General features: G+C 41.8%; 10 protein-coding genes. All 10 read left to right on the top strand.

Going from position 1 to position 18,624, the window contains the following annotated elements; all coding sequences use genetic code 11:
• Positions 1 to 2 precede the first annotated feature (2 nt).
• The 10 genes from H8B17_RS08095 (at position 3) to H8B17_RS08045 (ending at position 18,574) form a co-directional block, all read left to right on the top strand.
• On the top strand, positions 3 to 1,184 hold the full coding sequence (locus tag H8B17_RS08095) for a DUF5000 domain-containing lipoprotein (protein WP_190308692.1): 1,182 nt from the start codon (positions 3 to 5) through the stop codon (positions 1,182 to 1,184).
• Between the two features lie 172 nt (positions 1,185 to 1,356).
• Entirely contained in the window at positions 1,357 to 2,466 is a 1,110-nt protein-coding gene (locus tag H8B17_RS08090) for a DUF4998 domain-containing protein (protein WP_190308691.1), read from the top strand.
• Positions 2,467 to 2,534: 68 nt separating this feature from the next.
• Positions 2,535 to 3,770: a hypothetical protein gene (locus H8B17_RS08085; RefSeq protein WP_190308690.1), complete on the top strand. Its 1,236-nt coding sequence runs from the start codon at positions 2,535 to 2,537 to the stop codon at positions 3,768 to 3,770.
• Positions 3,771 to 4,139: 369 nt separating this feature from the next.
• On the top strand, positions 4,140 to 5,522 hold the full coding sequence (locus tag H8B17_RS08075) for an SLC13 family permease (protein ID WP_190308689.1): 1,383 nt from the start codon (positions 4,140 to 4,142) through the stop codon (positions 5,520 to 5,522).
• A gap of 27 nt (positions 5,523 to 5,549) precedes the next feature.
• Positions 5,550 to 7,895 carry an alpha/beta hydrolase family protein gene (locus H8B17_RS08070; protein WP_190308688.1) on the top strand — a complete coding sequence of 782 codons (2,346 nt, stop codon included), beginning with the start codon at positions 5,550 to 5,552 and terminating at the stop codon, positions 7,893 to 7,895.
• Positions 7,896 to 8,013: 118 nt separating this feature from the next.
• A complete protein-coding gene (locus H8B17_RS08065) occupies positions 8,014 to 9,360 on the top strand; it encodes a sialate O-acetylesterase (protein ID WP_190308687.1) in 1,347 nt (448 codons plus the stop codon).
• Positions 9,308 to 10,651 carry a BNR-4 repeat-containing protein gene (locus tag H8B17_RS08060; protein WP_190308686.1) on the top strand — a complete coding sequence of 448 codons (1,344 nt, stop codon included), beginning with the start codon at positions 9,308 to 9,310 and terminating at the stop codon, positions 10,649 to 10,651. The genes H8B17_RS08065 and H8B17_RS08060 overlap by 53 nt, the downstream gene beginning before the upstream one ends.
• A gap of 1,025 nt (positions 10,652 to 11,676) precedes the next feature.
• The gene (locus H8B17_RS08055) at positions 11,677 to 13,416 is read left to right on the top strand and encodes a ligand-binding sensor domain-containing protein (RefSeq protein ID WP_190308685.1); all 1,740 of its coding nucleotides are present in this window, start codon (positions 11,677 to 11,679) and stop codon (positions 13,414 to 13,416) included.
• Between the two features lie 39 nt (positions 13,417 to 13,455).
• Complete coding sequence (locus H8B17_RS08050) at positions 13,456 to 15,831, top strand: hypothetical protein (protein ID WP_190308684.1); 2,376 nt, start codon at positions 13,456 to 13,458, stop codon at positions 15,829 to 15,831.
• Positions 15,809 to 18,574 carry a hypothetical protein gene (locus H8B17_RS08045; protein ID WP_190308683.1) on the top strand — a complete coding sequence of 922 codons (2,766 nt, stop codon included), beginning with the start codon at positions 15,809 to 15,811 and terminating at the stop codon, positions 18,572 to 18,574. The genes H8B17_RS08050 and H8B17_RS08045 overlap by 23 nt, the downstream gene beginning before the upstream one ends.
• Positions 18,575 to 18,624 lie beyond the last annotated feature (50 nt).

The following is an 18,624-nucleotide window of genomic DNA, read 5'->3' as shown; positions in this document are numbered from 1 at the left end:
ATATGACAAAAATAGGGAATATTATTCTTGTAGCATCATTGCTGATGGGAAGCTGTCAGGAAATAGTTCATGAACCGCTTGTACAAGGGACGGGCGCACCTGGAGTACTCCGAAATGTAGAAATCGAAAACTTGCCTGGTGCGGCTAAAATATCGTATACACTTCCGGAGGATCAGTTTTTTTTATATGTACTGGCCGAGTTTACGGATAACAACGGCAGAAAAAAATCTGTTAAAAGTTCCAGTTTTAAAAATTATCTACTTCTAGAGGGGTTCGGACAAGAGCGTGAATACGGTGTATCGCTGTATACGGTAAGCCGTTCAGAGGATAAATCGGATCCTATAAATGTTAAGATAAGCCCGCTTAAAGCGCCGGTTCACATTGCGTTTGAAACATTAGATGTTATAGCAACGTTTGGCGGGCCGGCAATTGGTTACGTCAACGAATCGGGGGCCGAATATGTGACACGTACACTGTTAAAAAATGAACAGGGTGGGTGGGAAGAATATGACCGCCATTATTCAAGTGCAAAAGAAAACCGATATGCGGTACGGGGATTTTTACCTGAACCTACATCCTTTGCATTTTATTTGACAGATAAATGGGGGAATTGTTCCGATACGCTATACCGTGATTTGACACCGTTATACGAAGAAGAATTAGATAAAAGTCTATGGGCAGACGAGGCGCTTATAGATGATTTCAATGAACCATTATATAGTCCACTTTATCAGTTGTGGACACCCGGTTCGAATACGTATTTTTTTCAAGATAGAAATCTTTTGGAAAAAGCACACATGCCAAACTGGGTTACAATCGATTTCGGTCGGGAGTATGTATTGGGTCGAATGCGGTATAATCAGGTATCACATTCAAACACATGGCGATTTAGCTCCTGTTCACCTCGTTTGTTCGAAATTTGGGGAACCAATCACCCTACACCCAATTGGGATGATTGGACACTATTGGGTGAATTTGAATCCATTAAGCCCTCTGGTTTACCTACAGGACAATTATCGGATGATGATCTGCGGGTAAATGCACAAGGTGAAGATTTTGATATGCCAATTTCATCGGACTCCTATCGGTATATACGTTTTAAGACATTAGAAACTTGGGGTGGTTTAGGGTATATGTGTATGTTGGAGTTAACTTTTTGGGGACAACAAGCAAACAGACAATAATTACAAAGAAAAATAGGAACTCCCGTTACGATTTTTGAAAATTTCATGCAATATGTTTAAATGATGACGGGATTCCCTTTATTAAAAAATCAAGCAAATGAAAAAGATTAGATTTTTATATAATATTTTATGTCTCTTTCTTCTTACGTTATTTCTTGTAGGATGTAAAAAAATGGATTTTAATTATCGCCAATTCATTGAAGATGGAGAAACTACGTATATAGGCAAAGCAGATTCTTTGTTAGTTCGAGGAGGAAATCAACGTGTGGAATTGCATTGGCTGTTGATTTCTGATCCTAAAGTTGATAACTACAAGATATATTGGAATAACCGACAAGATTCGGTTATGGGACAGTTGCATAAAACGGACCAAATAGATACGGTAGTTGTTCTTCTAAGAAACCTCGAGGAAAAAACACATGAATTTGAGGTTTTCCAGTTCGACAGGTTAGGAAATACCTCGATTAGATCTTCTGTCGTCGGAAAGGTGTATGGCTCACGATATGAGAATTCGCTAGTCAATAGAGCTTTTAACGAAACGGAATATATTGGAAGAGATCGTATGGAGATTACTTGGGCAGATCCGGAACTTCAATTATTGTTTTCCGAAATAAAATATCGAAATACAAATGATGACGAAGTTATTTATCGAGTCAACCGAGATTCTGAGGTCGACACGTTATACAACTTTCCAAATGGAGGAGAATTTGAACTGCGATCAGCGTTTATCCCCGATTCATTGGCGTTGGATACATTTTATACGGATTATACAGTTTTTGAATTTGAAGCAGAGGAAAATCCTTTACTTCTATCTTTTTCAACAAGGTATCAATACGGAAGTCAGGATAATCAGTTGACCGTTTTAATATCAACAGATTTTAATGGAAGTTATGAGGCAGCGGATGTGAATGCGGCAACCTGGATCGACATCACCGATGATTTTGTCCTGTCTTCGGGGGGGGACTCATTTATCTCGTCAGGTTTAAAAGACATATCTGAATACGAATTACCCAATGAACTTTTTTATATCGCTTTTAAGTATACTTATAGTCCGGATTTAGGCACCAAGCCGAGAAATTGGTTTCTTGAAGATGTTTTGGTTGAAACGCAAAATGGTAATAGAAAATCTGGAGTGGAGGGAAGTGGATTTAACTTTGTCACTATAGGCGAGACTGATCGGGATGTTGCGGTTATAGGATCAACGGGAAGAATAACGTTTCGAGGTAATTCGGGGCTTGAAGATCGATCACTAGTTACTTGGGGTATCAGTAAACCGCTGTGACGAAAGCTGCGGCAATCTCGTGATAACTTTAATGTTAGGATATAGGATGAACTATAAAAACTATAATTATGAGAACAACAAACTTTTGTATTTTTCTTGTGAGCTTACTCTTATTGGTGGGATGTTCTAAGGCGAATCAGCCTCTGGTAGATCCTGACGACGAAGAGCCAGTACTGCAAATTTCTAACCGCTATTACGTCGCTAATATTGTTCAAGGAACAGGAGACGGAAGTTCTGCGGAAAATGCAGCAGACTTTCTATCTACTGAATTATGGGATAAAATTAGGCGACAACTTTTATCAGAGTCGGTGGAAGTTCAGTTTCTGGACGGCGAGTATGAGCGAGCATACTTGGAACGAGGGCTTGTTTTTGAACGAATAGGCCACCCTGAAAATAAATTAATATTAAAAGGTGGGGATAATGTACTTTTTCCACTTAAAGAAGGTGAAAGAACCAAATCATATATTATAGATTTTAGAGGTGCTCAAAATATTGAAATGAACGGATTTCATTTTACGGGAAATGGATCGATCAATTATGTAGTGCGATTTACAAGAATAGCAGATAAATCGCTTCCGACGAAGAATATTCTTTTAAAAAATAGTTCTTTTGTGGATATGGAGGGTATAGTTTACGGTGCGTCCGGCTGTTCTTATGAAGAGACAAGTCATATTACCTATCAAAATGTAACCTTTAAACGCATCGGTATCGCCAGTTCAGCCCATATGATTTATAATGCCTATGGTACATCACATATCTATATTTTCGATTGTCATTTTGAAGACTGTATGGGCGACTATGTACGGTATCGAGCAGGTAGCGATTATGGTATTGTCAAAAATTGTGTTTTCTTAAAAAGCTCTAATGACTTTACTGGCAATATGTTTATTGCTTGGCCGCAATTCAACAGCCGGCCACCAGTAGGGGATGAATATTTTACATCAAACCATGTTATTGTAGATAATGAATTTTCAAATAAAACCTATAATACCACAACCAACGCACTTGCTTTTTTTCATTCGGGTTTTTCTCCCCCGGAGTGGAACTATTTATTGACTAGAGATGAAGGCGGTATATTGCAATCGGGAACTGTATTTCAAAAGAAACAGTTGTTGAAAGATAATTTTGGCATTGATACAGAGAAAATCCGGATGCATGGAAACGTATTTTCCTCGCGTATAACCAGACAGTTGGCGATGTCAACGAGGGTGAATTATGGAGCTGTTAGTAAAGGATGGGTAGGCGACGGCGATATAACAGCTACGATCAATTCGCAAAGCGAACCGTTTGATTGGGAACCATGAGTTATGAGAGAATTTTGTTTCTCCTTTTTTTTGTTTTTCTTGTAAATCCTTACTTGAGTTATGGACAAGAGCGTGCTGAAAAGTCACATACCATCCTTTGCGTCGACAACATGAATACGTCCAGAAGCGAATGAGTATCATCTTTGTAGATACCCTGCGGCGTATATTACTCTTCCTGTAGGTCGATGAACGGTGCCTATTAATTAAATATCCATGAAAAAGAAAGGAAATTGTTGGTCTTGTTAAATTAACTTCGAGTTGAACAAATATAAAGTGTCCATGTATGATGAGATATCGCGAATGATTGTTTACATTAGAGTCGTATAAACTATCTTTAAAGAATAAAAGCTCAACCAAAATCCAGATTTAATGTCTAATAAACGAATACACTTGATTATCGGTCCATTGTTGTTTTTTATCCTGATAAATTTACCTTTTGAAGGACTTTCCAAAGAGGGGCTGGCAGTACTCGCCTGCACGGTATGGGTGGCCTATTGGTGGATTACTGAAGCGTTGGAACTTGCGGTCACCTCGCTGTTGCCTATTGTTATTTTTCCGTTGTCTAATGCAGCTCCCATAGCAGAAGTTACCTCAGCCTACGGTCATCCGTTTATTTTTTTATTTATGGGGGGCTTTATTATTGGACTGGCTATCCAAAAATGGGATTTACATAAGCGGATCGCTTATAAGATTATAGGTGTCATGGGGACGGGCGAGAAAAAAGTTATTTTAGGCTTTCTTATCGCGACTGCTTTCTTGTCTATGTGGCTTTCTAATACGGCAACTGCGATTATGTTGCTGCCTATCGGCATGTCTGTTATTGGGCATTTCAAAAACATCCAACCATTTTCCAAAAACTTGATGCTCAGTATTGCTTATGGCGCCTCAATAGGTGGGATGGGAACGCTTATTGGCTCTCCTCCCAATATTATATTTGCGGGCATAGTGCAGAATTCATTGGGGATCGAAATTACTTTTCTTAATTGGATGATATTTGCGCTACCGCTGAGCTGTATCCTATTATTGGTTACGTGGCTTTATCTTACAAGATATAAGGTCGTTAGGGGAAAAGAAATAAAAATCACGTTGGAACCTTTGCCTCCGATGAGTACTGCCGAGAGACGGGTATTGATCGTATTTGTGCTCGTAGCGATAATGTGGATAACCAGATCATTTTTACTAGTTAAACTATGGCCCATGTTGGACGATACGATCGTTGCTATTTTTTGTGCTCTCCTCTTGTTTTTAATTCCTGCACGGAAGGGAAGTAGTGAACGGTTGATGTCGTGGGATGTTGCAAAGGAACTTCCTTGGAGTGTACTTTTAATCTTCGGAGCAGGCTTAGCTATTGCGAGCGGTTTTTCACAGACTGATTTAACGACTTGGTTAGGTTTTCAGCTACAGAACGTTCAGGTTTTGCCAGCTACATTATTTATCTTCATCGTAATTGCCGGTATTAATATTCTAACGGAGATTACCTCCAATACCGCTACCGCAAGCATGATGCTGCCCGTGCTTATCGCGTTAGGTGCAGGAATGGGAGCCGACCTCATCGGGTTATTAGCCGGGGCAACTATGGCAAGTTCCTGTGCTTTCATGCTACCGGTAGCGACACCTCCCAATGCTATAGTTTTCAGTTCAGGCTACGTGGAGCTGAAGGACATGTTACGGAGCGGCGCTTTTTTGAATGTCATGTCCATCATTATTATCTATCTTTTCGTGTTGTTTGGAGCCAATCTATTGGCTGTTTAGTAAACACGTTGATTAAGCAAGAGTTCAATGAAAAAGATGATCATTGTGTGTTTCGCTTTTTGGGGTTTTCTTTCAAATGACGGATGGCCACAAAGCTCGGTGGATCGACAGAATCAATATCTAAACGAGACGCTTAAAATCAATATAGAGCAACGCTTCCGGAAAAATACCCGAAGAGTATCCGTTCAGGATAGTACTTGGAAAGATTGGCTACATCGAAGTGGAGAATTACCACCCGATTTTTCCAAAATGCGTTCAATACCTATGCTACCGGAGCCCCTAATGCAAAATAAAGACGGAAAGGACGTGCCAATAACGACCGCAAAAGAATGGGAGGAGAAGCGTGAATGGATTAAAGCAACATATCAACAATGGGTTTCGGGACATGCCCCGCCGCCGCCTGAAAATGTAAAAGCTGAGATCCTAAAGGATACACTGCAGCAGAATGGGTTACGGATACAAATGATTCGATTAAGTTTCGGTCCACAGCATAAAGCTAAGATGACTGTGGAATTAATGATCCCCAATGGAGAGGGAACATTTCCGGTGTTCATGACGCAGTGGAACCATCGCGACTGGGCGCAGTTAGCGGTTAAGAGAGGCTATATAAGCTGCGTATATGCAGCAGCAGATTTAAAAGATGACACAGACCTTTATATGTTCCTGTACCCGGAATACGATTTCAGTGGTTTAATGCGCCGTGCTTGGGGAGCATCAAGGGTGGTAGATTATTTAACCACGCGAAAAGAAGTCAGCAAACAACAGATTGCCATTACAGGGCACTCTCGTAATGGCAAGCAGTCTTTGTGGGCTGCAGCTTTTGACGAGCGTATAGCTGCGGTAGTATCGAGTAGTTCCAGTACAGGTGGAGATGCTCCATGGCGATACGGAGATCCTCAATATGCAAGTGAAACATTGGATTATGTGACTGCCTGGAACGCTCATTGGTTTCATCCACGATTGAGGTTTTACTTTGGGAGAGAAGATAAATTACCAATTGACCAGAACCTATTAGGAGCGTTGATTGCTCCACGCCCCCTATTGTACCACTATTCCCTTGTAGAACCAGGGTTAAATTCTTGGTCTAATGAACAAAATTACTACTCGGTCAAAAAAGTTTACGATTTCTTAGATGTTCCCGATAATATTGGTGTTCTCACTCGGATGGGATCGCACGGTGTTGCCGCAAGAGATGTGGAACAAACCATTGATTTTTTGGACATCCACTTTAAGCGAACTCCACTAAAATGGACGAATAACCTCTATTATACTTACGATTACGAAAAATGGCGAGAGAACCATCCAGGTATTCAGGAGAGAGCAGAGCAACTAACCTCCATAAGCCTCAAAGAGAATTATTCTGACATTGAAGATTTTAATCAGGATAAGCGTAAAATATTGGAAAACCTAGATTGGATATTAGGCGAGGAACCGCCCAGTGCTCGGGCGACTAATGTGGGTAGCTGGATCCCACCGATTAGAGATTGGATCGAAAAAATCAACCCTGTACCGACCATAAAAGGAGCTAAAGAAATTTATTTAGGTCCATATAGCGCTGTTGGAGATCACGTTTCAGGCATTCTATATTGCCCGGTAAACGAATTTGGGAATCTTAAAACCAAACTGAATGGAAAATTACCAGTAATAATTTACTTGCATCAGTATGCGCATTCCACGGGTTTTTCTAAGGGCTACGATAAGGACGGGCGACGAGGAACGAAGGAACTTTTTGAATCGTTGACGAAACGTGGCTTTGCTGTCATGGCGATAGATATGTATGGATTTGGTACTCGGATTTGGGAAGCCAAAAATTTTTATTTGCGGTATCCACAGTGGTCAAAAATGGGTAAGATGATTACTGATGTTAAAGGCTGTATAGACGCGATAGAAGATATCGACTATCTAGACGATTCCCATATTTATTTATTGGGTAACACGATGGGTGGTAGTGTTTCTTTAATGACAGCTGCATTGGACGATCGGGTAGCTGGAGTTGCTTCCGTGGCTGCATTCTCCCCCTGGCGAAGCTCTAATAGTCAGTACGAGTCTTTACGGATCTATTCTCACTTACACGGTTTTATACCCAGACTGGGAGTATTTGCGGACAATCCAGAACGTGTACCAGTAGATTTCGGGGAAATTATTACAGCAGCTGCACCAAAACCGATATTGATCTTGGCCCCGGACTTAGACCGGTACACGGATATCCAGGCATTAAAAGAAATGATGAGGCCAGTATATCGGATATATGAACTATATGGCGCTAAAAATCAACTGAAGGTAAAATATCCGGTCTGCGAAATCAACAGGATGACTGTCGAAATGTATGATGAGGTGGGAACTTTCTTCAGTGCATTATATGAACAGAATTGAAATAATAAGTGGTAAGACGATTTGATCACGAAAGATGAATAAAACTATAATTTTAATATACCTTAAGTTATTCTTGAGCTGCGCGTTTATTCAAGTATTCGCGCAACAAGATAAGGATATGCACATTTATATTTTGATGGGGCAATCCAATATGGCGGGGAGAGGGCAAGTGACTGAGCAGTACGCCATACAACAGCATTCGCGCGTCAGGATGCTCAATCAAGCCGGTGAATGGGTTACGGCAGTACATCCTCTACACTTCGATAAACCTAGTATTGCCGGCGTAGGGCCTGGTTTGACTTTTGGCATGGCAATGGCCGAAGCTGATCCTAATATCACTATCGGATTAGTTCCGTGTGCCGTAGGAGGAACATCGATTGCTAGTTGGGCGCCGGCAGTTTACGACAAAGCCACACATACGCATCCATTTGATGATGCGGAACAAAGAATCAGGAAAGCTATGGAAACTGGAAACGTCAAGGGGATCATATGGCATCAAGGGGAAGGAGACAGTAACGAAAAATCTGCAAAGGTTTATTTGGATAAGTTGCAAAAGCTGATTCGGGGAGTTCGTGCGTTAGTCGGTGACCCAGAATTGCCGTTTGTAGCCGGGCAATTAGGTAGATATCGGAATAATTATCAATTGATCAATAAAGAATTAGATAAACTTGAGGCTACGGTGCCTCACACCGCAGTTGTTTCTTCTGAAGGGCTTTGGCATAAGGGAGATGGGACGCATTTTGATAGTCCTTCCGCGTCTGAACTCGGTCGGCGTTTTTCAGAAGGGATGTTGAGTCTGCAGCATAATTATTTGGGCGCAATGGAGAAGTCAGCGGGTTGGGAATTATTATTTGACGGTAGGGATCCCAATATTCGATGGAGAAGCATCAGTAATGACAGATTTCCAAAAGAAGGGTGGACTGTTGAACCTGGGACTCTTGTGCTTCTTCCGGGGAGGATGGGTAGGGATATCATTACCCGTGAACAGTTTACAGATTTCGAACTGGTGCTCGACTATAAATTGGCTGATTCAGCTAACACTGGAATAAAATACTTTGTTTCAGAACTGAAGACTGTAGAAGGAAAAACGGCGTTAAATGGACCTGAATTTCAGATAATAGACGATTCTAAGCATGAAACGGTAAGGGATGGCAAGAGTCCTGAAACCAGTACGGGTTCTTTGTATCTTCTGTACGCTCCTAAGAACAAAGTGCTGAACGAACCCGGGAAATGGAATCGGATAAAAATAGTCGCCAAAGGTAAAAGTGTTGAACATTGGCTTAATGGAAAGAAGGTATTAAGCTATGAACGTGGATCCGACGAGTTTTCTAAACTCGTCGAACGGACCAAATTTAGAGAATATAAAGGCTATGGAGAAGCTTCATCCGGTTACATTCTAATACAAGATCATCATGATAAAGCGTATTTTAGGAATATCAAAATTAGAAGGCTTGATGGAAAGTAAAATGAGAGAAACAGCGGTTGTATTTCTAGTTTTTATACAGGTTTTTTTTGTTTTTTTTTCCCGAGCACAATTTCAAGCAACCGACTACATCGTTGTAGCCGAGGATGCAGCTTGGTGTTGGTTTTCGGATCCGCGTGCGGTATATTATAAAGGAGCTAACGAGCAGATATATTATGCCTACATTAACAGTAAGGGAGATGTTGTCATAAATTCGAGGGATTCCAGATCAAAAGAAGTGAGAAGGTTTGTTTTGCATAAGGAATTGCAAATCGATGACCACAATGTTCCTTCCATTTTGTTTTTACCTGATGGCCGTCTCATCGCTTTTTATACAGAACATAATGGCCGTTTCTTTATGAGGATAAGTAAAAAACCAGAGGATATTACCGAATGGGGTGAAGAACGGGTTATTCCTTTTGGAGGAAACCGCATTACGTATTCTCATCCGGTTATGTTGCAGGACGAAGGGAATCGAATTTATATGTTTTGGCGGGGCAGTGACTGGCAACCATCTTTTTCATTCAGCGATGATCTGGGGGATACCTGGAGCGATCCGAAAGTGCTGATTGCAAGTAAGAATATTAAAGACAAGCCAAGGAACAGACCATATCTTAAAGTTCATTCAGATGGTCAGGACAGAATAGATTTTATATTTACAGATGGACATCCAAGTGTAGAGCCTACAAATTCAGTGTATCATTTTTATTATAAAAAAGGAATGTTTCATCAAACCAATGGAGATCTGATTGGTTCAATAGAGGGCCCTGCCATCAAACATCAACATGTTCATAAAGTATATGCCGGAGAAAAGGACAGTATAAGAGCTTGGATTGCAGACGTGGCTCTTGCTAAAGATGGACACCCTGTCGTTGTTTACCCACGCTTCCCGCAGGATACAGACCACCGTTATCACTATGCAAAATGGAACGGGAATAGGTGGCTTGATGAAGAAATATGTAAAGCAGGTGGATGGATGCCGATTGTAGAACCTGGAGAGAAGGTAAGGGAACCTCATTATTCGGGAGGGATTTCCTTAAACCATCGTGATCCGTCTAACGTTTATCTGTCTCGGAAGGTAGGCCATTTCTTCGAAGTGGAACATTGGAAAAAGAAAGGAAAAAATTGGATTACAACAAAAATTACGACAGAATCCGAAATCGATAATGTACGACCGTATGTTGTTTTTGGATTTACAGGCGACCCGATTGTATTATGGATGACGGGGATATACAATCATTATACTAAATTCAATACCGATATACGTATCAATGAATGGCTAAACAAAAATTAATTCGTAACGCTGTTCGGCAAACGGGGGGCTGTCCGAACATGACACGTTTTCCTATCGTTTTGAGATACTTCGAGATTCCGTTGCTGTACATCTTGGAGTTGACGACACCCCTCATGTGCATATCGAGGTAGCGATATGCATTTTCTCCTACCATCAACAAAGCGAAGATGTACCTCTGGCGTTCCTCGTTGTCCCTCTGCATCAGAAAGAGCTCCCTCAGTAAACGATATCCGTCCATCTATACATCTTACTTGCCCCTCTTTGACGTGTATCCGCCCCTCACAACAGCAAGCGCATACCTCTATAACGTTTTGAGCAACAGCAATACTTTATTGTTGTCCCTCAGCGTTACGTTGAGGTCCGTCATAACGATTGGCACAGACGACATATAGGTATAGAGGTCCCTCTTGTTGATAGATCGGTTCTTCTTGGAGATGTGGATACCCCTCGGTGTGGCATTGAGGTACCTCTACGATGAAAAGAAGTCCTTCGTCAGGACAAAGAGATTCCTCGCCATGTCCTTGCCGTAGCTCAAAATGGGGGTAATATGGAGCAAAACGATACGTAAGGATATGTATAAATAGTTGTTTGTCTGATCTTTAACCTCATAATTTGTTTTCAAATTACTTGTGTCAGATAGCGGAGGCATAACCTATATGGGTAAAAGGATTATGTTATTGACAAAGAGATCGTAAAACAATCGTTACGTTTTAATGGCAATGTCCCGAACGTTTGTTACTCTGAAAATAATTGTGTTATTTTATATACATGTACCGCAGATTATAAACAAAACGAAATAAAATATTTTAAGAAAGAAGGGGCTCTTTTTTTATTGGAGTAGTTTCGGGTGCGTACCCGTTATTGTTGAGATAGGTAGTGTAAAATACAGAATCAAAAAATATAGGATGAAAAATGGGGTAATTTATGTTTGTCTGTTTGTTTTAAGCTCGTGTAGTTTATGCATTGCACAGCAAAAAATATATGAATTTGAAGAGCTAGGACAACCGATTAGGGTACCGTTAGCTATGGAGTTTGTGACAAGAGATGAAATCACCGGACCAATTGCTTGGGGCGCATTTACCGATGCCGAGAGAAATGCATTGGTAGGCGTGAGTATGGAGAATGGACGGCTTATTGAAGTGGACTTGGCACAGTATGGGAAAGCGAATGCTCTGTTATTGTTTAAAGACTCGGAGCGCTATATCTATCTGTATTCGGGAAAGCCGGGACGCTTTTTTAAATACGATGTGCGCCTAAACGAGTTGAAAACTATTGGAGAAGCAAGCAAAGCGCAGTATTGGATGAAAAACAGCCATACTATTTCTCCTGAAGGTTTAATTTATGTAGGTACATATCCGCGAGCAGCAGTCTCTGTACTAAATCCGAAGACGGAGGAGGTAACTATTATTGATCGGGTGTCTGCTTCTAAAGGGAGTGAATATGTGATCAATCCCGAAGCTGATAACGATGGCATTGTATACTTCGCAACAGGTATGCAGCACGGAGAATTGTGGTCTTATAATCACCAAACAGGAAAAAAGAAACAGATTCTTTCGGAAAAACTGATGACGTATGGCGCGCCGCAGATTTGGCGGGCAGCAGACGGACATGTGTACGGTAAAAAAGGAAAAACAACTTTTCGCTGTACAGAAGCACGTATCGTGGAGAGCAAGGTGGAGGAGGCAACCGTCAATATACTGGATAACTTATACGGGGACAAGCGTGCATTATATCTCAACAGAGCGGGAAATTTGGTTGTGGAGAACAACGAGAATGAAGAGAAATCGATCATTCAGAGCACCTTTGAACCCGCGGCACGGGAAATATTGACTATAGGTGACGTGTATAACGGTAAGCTATACGGTAGTGGAATGAAGCCAGGTAATATTTTTACTTATGATATGCAATCAGGAGAAATTAATGATTTGGGCATATTAACACGGGGCAGTGTCCAGGCGTATGATATTTTAGCTTATAAGGATCGTTTGTTTATGACGAGTTACACAGGCGGCTTCATTGATGTATTTACTCTAGACGCGGATAATATGCCTATTAACCGTGAGCCAGTAGCTCATTTGCACCGTTTGGCAAAGCAGGAGCGGCTGTTGGAATTGCAGCTTGCACCCGACGGTTATATATATAGTCCGACGATACCTATCAAAGGCTATCTGGGAGGTACATTGGTGCGGATAGACCCAGAATCGCTAGAAGTGGAGGTCTTTAAGGATATTGTACCCAACCAGAGCCTCATGTCTGTAACACCGATACCTGAAACCGGCGAATTACTGCTAGCATCATCCGTCCGTGGAGGTTCAAGCGCGAAACCAACCGAAAAAGAGGCTGTCATTGTCGTATGGGATCCCGTCAGTAAAAAAACCACTTATCAGGGGAAACCGATAAGCGGTGCGTCTGTTTACGAAAATACCGTACGGGGCAATAATGGCTTGATATATGGGGCAGCTCGCAACAGCTTGTTTGTATTTGACCCGGTAAAAAAGGAAATTGTTACAACCATGCCTGTGGATAATCCTAGTGGGCAGGCGATGCGGATTAGTTTGAGTGATTCGCTCGGAGCCGATGGGTTAATATATGGTATAGATACACGCAATGGACGGTTACTGCAGGTGGATCCGACAAGTAATGAATGGAAGGTTTTGGGTGAACACGCATCGTTGGTAGGGGCGAGGACGGCCAAGGTGAAGGAAGATGGGCACTTATATTACGCTACGCATGCTAGCTTATTCCGTGTCCGTATTACCGATTAATTATATGAAGGATTGTCAATATATGAATAGAATATCTATATGAATAAGAAGCCAAATATGAACCGACGGCAAATACTGGGGCTATTAGGCGTGGGAAGTGCCTCTTTATTACAAAAAAATGTAGATGCTTCGCTACAGAACCAACCAATGATGGATAGGGATAACGGTTTTCCAAACTCCGGTTTGATTGTTAAAGATACGTTGATGGAGATGTTGCTGGACAACCAGCTGGAAAATGGTATGGTGGTGCATACGTTAGGTTATCATGAAGTAGGCGATGGAGGAGGTGCTAGCTATAAACTGTATCTAAGTGAAAAAAATAAGGACATACAAATTGGGGAATGGGAATTGGAAACGAACCTGTTAGCTCGGTTAGTCGGGGTACAGGCTGTAAATTATGCGATGTTTGGGGCGAAAGGCAATGGCATGGATGATGATGGCGATCAAATTAAACAAGCGCACGATTATGCGAACCTCCATAAGCTTCCTGTTGTAAATGTCACCGGAGAGTATTGGTTAATGGCGTCACAGACCATACATATACGCACGAATGTAGATTGGGGCATGACTGTTTTTCATATTTCGGAGAGCGCAAATACGAAGAATACTCCACGTTTTATCATTACCAGTTATCAAAAACCGCAGGATATCTCGTGGGATAATGAGACGAAACGGAAATTCTTGAAACAGCTTAAACCGAATATACAGCAATTTGAAGAATTGGCTTCCTATAAAAATACATTGATCATCGTCCGAGATGATAACGACCGCATCGGCTATCGTGCCGGAGCGCGTTATGGAGGAGCTTCTTGGGCAAAAGAGGAATTCTTTTATGTGGAAGAGCACGGAAGGATTATCGGAGATATCGCATGGACGTTTAAAGATTATACACATCTGACTGCTTATCCAGCAGAAGATTGTTATCTGATCGTGGAGGGAGGATCGTTTTATATTTCCGGCGAAGGACCAGGACAAGATGTGAAAGGATATAGGCATAATGGTTTCACCATCACAAGGAGCCGTACAATTATCCGTAATCAATGGGTCGGGATGGAAAAAGATGCCGTAGATACGTCCATGAACCCACGAACAGGTTTTTACAACTTTAGTCGTGTTTATGATATTACATTAGAAAATATACGTTTGATACCTTGGGAGCAGGATCGTGAAGGAACAGAGCGAGATGTGCCGGCAGGGACTTATGGAATTAGTGGAGCCCGTGTGCTCAAAAGCTGTTTTAATAATATTATGGCCGAAGGAGGTGTTGTCCACTGGGGTGTGTTTGGTACCAACTTGATGAAAGACCTTTATATAAACAGATGTCATTTAAATCGTATCGATGTCCATTTTCATGCGTGGAATATTCATATAAAAGATTCAAAGATTGGTTATCGTGGTCTTTCTGTAACCGGAGGTGGGCAGCTCACAGTCGAAAATACCCAAAGTAGTAGCACTTCGTTTATTAATTTTAGAAGAGATTATGGAGCGAAGTGGGACGGATATGTACAAATTTCCAATTGTCGTTTTATTCCTCCCGCTGGAAGAATGCGGGCGGTGTTGTACTTTTCACCAGCAGACTTCGAATATGGCTACCCTATTGGGCTTGCACACGGAATCCGGGTTGAAAATCTACAAATTGATCTCGGGGAAGATACAAGGACGGATCCCTGTTGGGTTTTATATGCGCCGTCCTTTTCAAAGACGAAGAACGGCCATAAACTATTTTTTCCGCGTGATATGATATTCAGGAATATCCGTGTTCGAGGGGGACGGAAGGGAGTGAAAGTTATGAAATTAATCGATCCGCAACATTTTGTCGTTCGGGATAGCTCGAACAATAATGTACATGCCACGAGCCAAATACTACTAGAGGACGTCGACTTGGAGTACCTGGATAATAAACAGGGACTGGAAATGGAAATGAATATGCAATTTGTATCCAATGATTCTGCTCTCGTTGAAGAAGGATTGTACTTACAGTTATATATTGCGCGTTGTAATAGGTTGGCCGCTTCTTTTGATGCGATGAAACTGGATATTGATGTCCGGAATAGCGTAATTCACGCGTTGCAGACCCCGGAAGGGGGGGGATTGATGGGGAAGATTACCTTATGGGACTGTGTATTGCGACCTGACCCACGGGCGTATAAACGCAAAGCTTTTACGCTGGATTGCAAAGAAGGAGCCAGTTTTGTGAACTGCCGTTTATCCGCTCCCGTTGTAGATGGTCAACCAGCAATAGAAGCATTAAATTTATTGGGTTTTATCGAATTAAACCGTGCCGTGAAATATAATCATTTACAGACCATGTTTGATAGCCGAACATTACAGGCTATGAGGGAAAATGGCGTAAAGTTAAAACAAGAATTCATACAAAAGCTAATGCAAAATTATGAACTTAACGACGAAGAATAAATATGTTCACATACCAATAAAGGGGATAAACAGGAGATGGGTTATCAGTTTTTTGCTGATCACCCTATGTGGAATATGTTCTATCTGGGCACAGACCAAATCGACGATCGATCTTAGGGCGCAATCTTATAAATTAGACAGTCGAAAAGCAGATGTGAACTCCGAAACGGTGGTCATCGTGACCGATGATCGATTGGAGAGTAAGCAGAGTATCACGTTAAAAAAAGGAATCAGCGAGGCCGTAAATGGTGAACGGCAAGTCGCTGATATGATTTTCACTGTCAACGTGCGGCAGGCAGGACACTATCTTATTCATACGTATGCCGTTACGGACGAGGAGGGCGCAGCATTGATGAAGAAAGCAAAAACAAAATTTGAATCGCTTTTTATGCGTATGCAGATTGGCGAAAACAGGGCAACGAAAAGAGTTGTTTATGTGCCCTGGAATAGACCGAAGCAACAAACAGGTATTTTCTATTTAGATAGCGGAGAGCAAGATATTCGTGTCTGGCTGCCTCGTGGTGTGCGATTGGAATATATGGAAATACAACCTTATGTGCCACCGCGTGTCCCACAAGCGGCTGCAGATTATGAACCCCGTGTAAAGCCTCCTGCTAGCCGCCCGCGGCTGTGGGTCAATGCGGAATCTCTTCCCTTGGTCAGAGAAAATCTGCTGAAGGATGAAAATCGCACGACATGGGAAAAGCTGAAAAAAGAAGCCATAGTTCCCTTTGGGTTTTCGTTTAACAGCGAAGAAGAAATCTCCTATAATGTGGATTTGGAAAAAGCGGTGGAAAAGAAAGCCTTTTATTACCTCATGACCGGAGAAAAAGAGATTGGACGTGAGGCAATTGACCTCACGGTCAGTTATCTGGCAAATGTGGAGTTTGGTAATCTGTTGGATATTACAAGGGAACTCGGACGGGCTATTTACACGGCTTCTTTGGTCTACGATTGGACTTACGATTTATTGACCACGGCAGAAAAGGAGACGATGATCAAAAACCTGATGCGGTTGGCTATGGATATGGAGATTGGTTGGCCGCCATTTAGAACGAAAATACTGAATGGACACGGGAATGAAGCCATGGTAAACCGGGATTTTCTGGCGATGAGCATTGCTATCTACGATGAAGACCCGATTCCCTATCAGTACGTGTCCTATGCAATCCTTGAAGAGCTCGTGCCCATGCGTAAATTTGAATATCAGTCGCCCAGGCACAACCAGGGAATAGGCTATGGGGCGTATAGATTTGCTTGGGAAATGCATGCGGCTTGGCTTTACTACCGGATGACGGGCGAGATGGTTTTCGATGATAACCTAAAGAATTTGTCGGATTTTTGGCTATATATGCGGACTCCAGGTGGTGAAATGTTACGGGACGGGGATGGTTTTACGTCGGGTAGACCGGATCAGCCCTATTATTGGAAATCACCTTTGGTCATGTTCTTAATGTATACTTATAGTAAGGACCCCATTGTAAAAGGAGAGTTTTTAAGGCATGGTAATCTAAACAATCCCGTATTGTACTTGCTGTTAAATGACCCCGATTTGCAGGCAGAACCTAGTTTACAATCTTTACCGCTGACAAAAGATTTTGGACCAATACTAGGCTCTATGGTAGCACGTACAGGTTGGAATATAGGTCCGGACAGCGACGATGTGGTTGCAGAGATAAAAGGAGGCGGTTACCATTTTGGAAATCATCAACATGCCGATGCGGGATCCTTGCAAATCTATTATAGAGGATTTCAGGTCGGCGATATTGGCCTTTACAGGTTCTATGGTACGCCATATGATATGGGGTTCAACAAACGTTCGGTTGCCCATAGTATGATGTTGGCGGTCGATCCGAAAGAGCTATTCTACAGAAGTGAAGTCAACGATGGTGGGACTCGATTCAATCAACGCGCTCCGGTATCTCCACAACAGATACAGTCGGATCCTTGGTTTCATAATGGAAGCGTTTTGGCTACAGACGTAGGTCCGACGAAAGAGAAACCTTTTTATAGCTATTTTTCGGTGGATTTAAAAAGTGCATACACCGATAAGGTTAAACATTATGTCCGAGATTTCTGTTTTCTCAATCTGGACCGACAAGATGTACCAGCTGCCATTATATTGATAGATAATATTGAAACGAAAAATGAAGAGATTGCAAAATACTGGCAGATAAATACACATCATCTGCCGGAGGTAACAGACGATGGTTTTGTAATACACAATAAATTGGGAGGAAGGGTAGGCAAAACATATGTGACGATACTGAATCCAGATTCGCAAAGCTATACAAAAGAAGTATGGTCTGATTCCCTAGCAACCAATGTATTTGGTGTTGCTTTGGAAGTGCCGGAAACAAACTATCCAGAAGGGAAAGGCCATAGACTCATGGTCAGCTACAAGAAACCGAATAAGAACAATCAATTTGTAACAGTATTTCAAATGGTGGACGGAAACAAATCTCCATTGCCATTGACGCGTACAACCAATGAAGAAGGGGAAGTGATAAATATCGGAGCTAATACAATTGTATTTGCAGCACAACATCCTGTTAAGAAACCGTTTTCGATCTTAGTGGAGCATGAGGGCATCACGAAAGTCGTTCTTATGGGGCTGAAGGAGGGAAAATGGGAGATACGCAAAGCAGGCCATATTATTCAGAATATAGATGTCCGAGGGAAGGAGCATACGGGATATACGGAGATGACAGAGCCCGGTAATTATTTCGTAACGCCCAAATAGAGCATATATTTTTTGATTAACGTCCGTCAATGGTTACGTTATCATAAATT

The sequence above is a fragment of the Sphingobacterium arenae genome, assembly GCF_014692505.1.
GTDB classification, from domain to species: Bacteria; Bacteroidota; Bacteroidia; order Sphingobacteriales; family Sphingobacteriaceae; genus Sphingobacterium; species Sphingobacterium arenae.
Note: the sequence above shows the minus strand (reverse complement) of the source record. Positions and strands in the feature narration are given on the sequence as shown.

Coding starts and splice junctions, on each gene's coding strand:
- H8B17_RS08095 (WP_190308692.1), top strand. CDS start 3: ATGACAAAAATAGGGAATATTATTCTTGTAGCATCATTGCTGATGGGA.
- H8B17_RS08090 (WP_190308691.1), top strand. CDS start 1,357: ATGGATTTTAATTATCGCCAATTCATTGAAGATGGAGAAACTACGTAT.
- H8B17_RS08085 (WP_190308690.1), top strand. CDS start 2,535: ATGAGAACAACAAACTTTTGTATTTTTCTTGTGAGCTTACTCTTATTG.
- H8B17_RS08075 (WP_190308689.1), top strand. CDS start 4,140: ATGTCTAATAAACGAATACACTTGATTATCGGTCCATTGTTGTTTTTT.
- H8B17_RS08070 (WP_190308688.1), top strand. CDS start 5,550: ATGAAAAAGATGATCATTGTGTGTTTCGCTTTTTGGGGTTTTCTTTCA.
- H8B17_RS08065 (WP_190308687.1), top strand. CDS start 8,014: ATGCACATTTATATTTTGATGGGGCAATCCAATATGGCGGGGAGAGGG.
- H8B17_RS08060 (WP_190308686.1), top strand. CDS start 9,308: ATGATAAAGCGTATTTTAGGAATATCAAAATTAGAAGGCTTGATGGAA.
- H8B17_RS08055 (WP_190308685.1), top strand. CDS start 11,677: ATGGAGTTTGTGACAAGAGATGAAATCACCGGACCAATTGCTTGGGGC.
- H8B17_RS08050 (WP_190308684.1), top strand. CDS start 13,456: ATGAATAAGAAGCCAAATATGAACCGACGGCAAATACTGGGGCTATTA.
- H8B17_RS08045 (WP_190308683.1), top strand. CDS start 15,809: ATGAACTTAACGACGAAGAATAAATATGTTCACATACCAATAAAGGGG.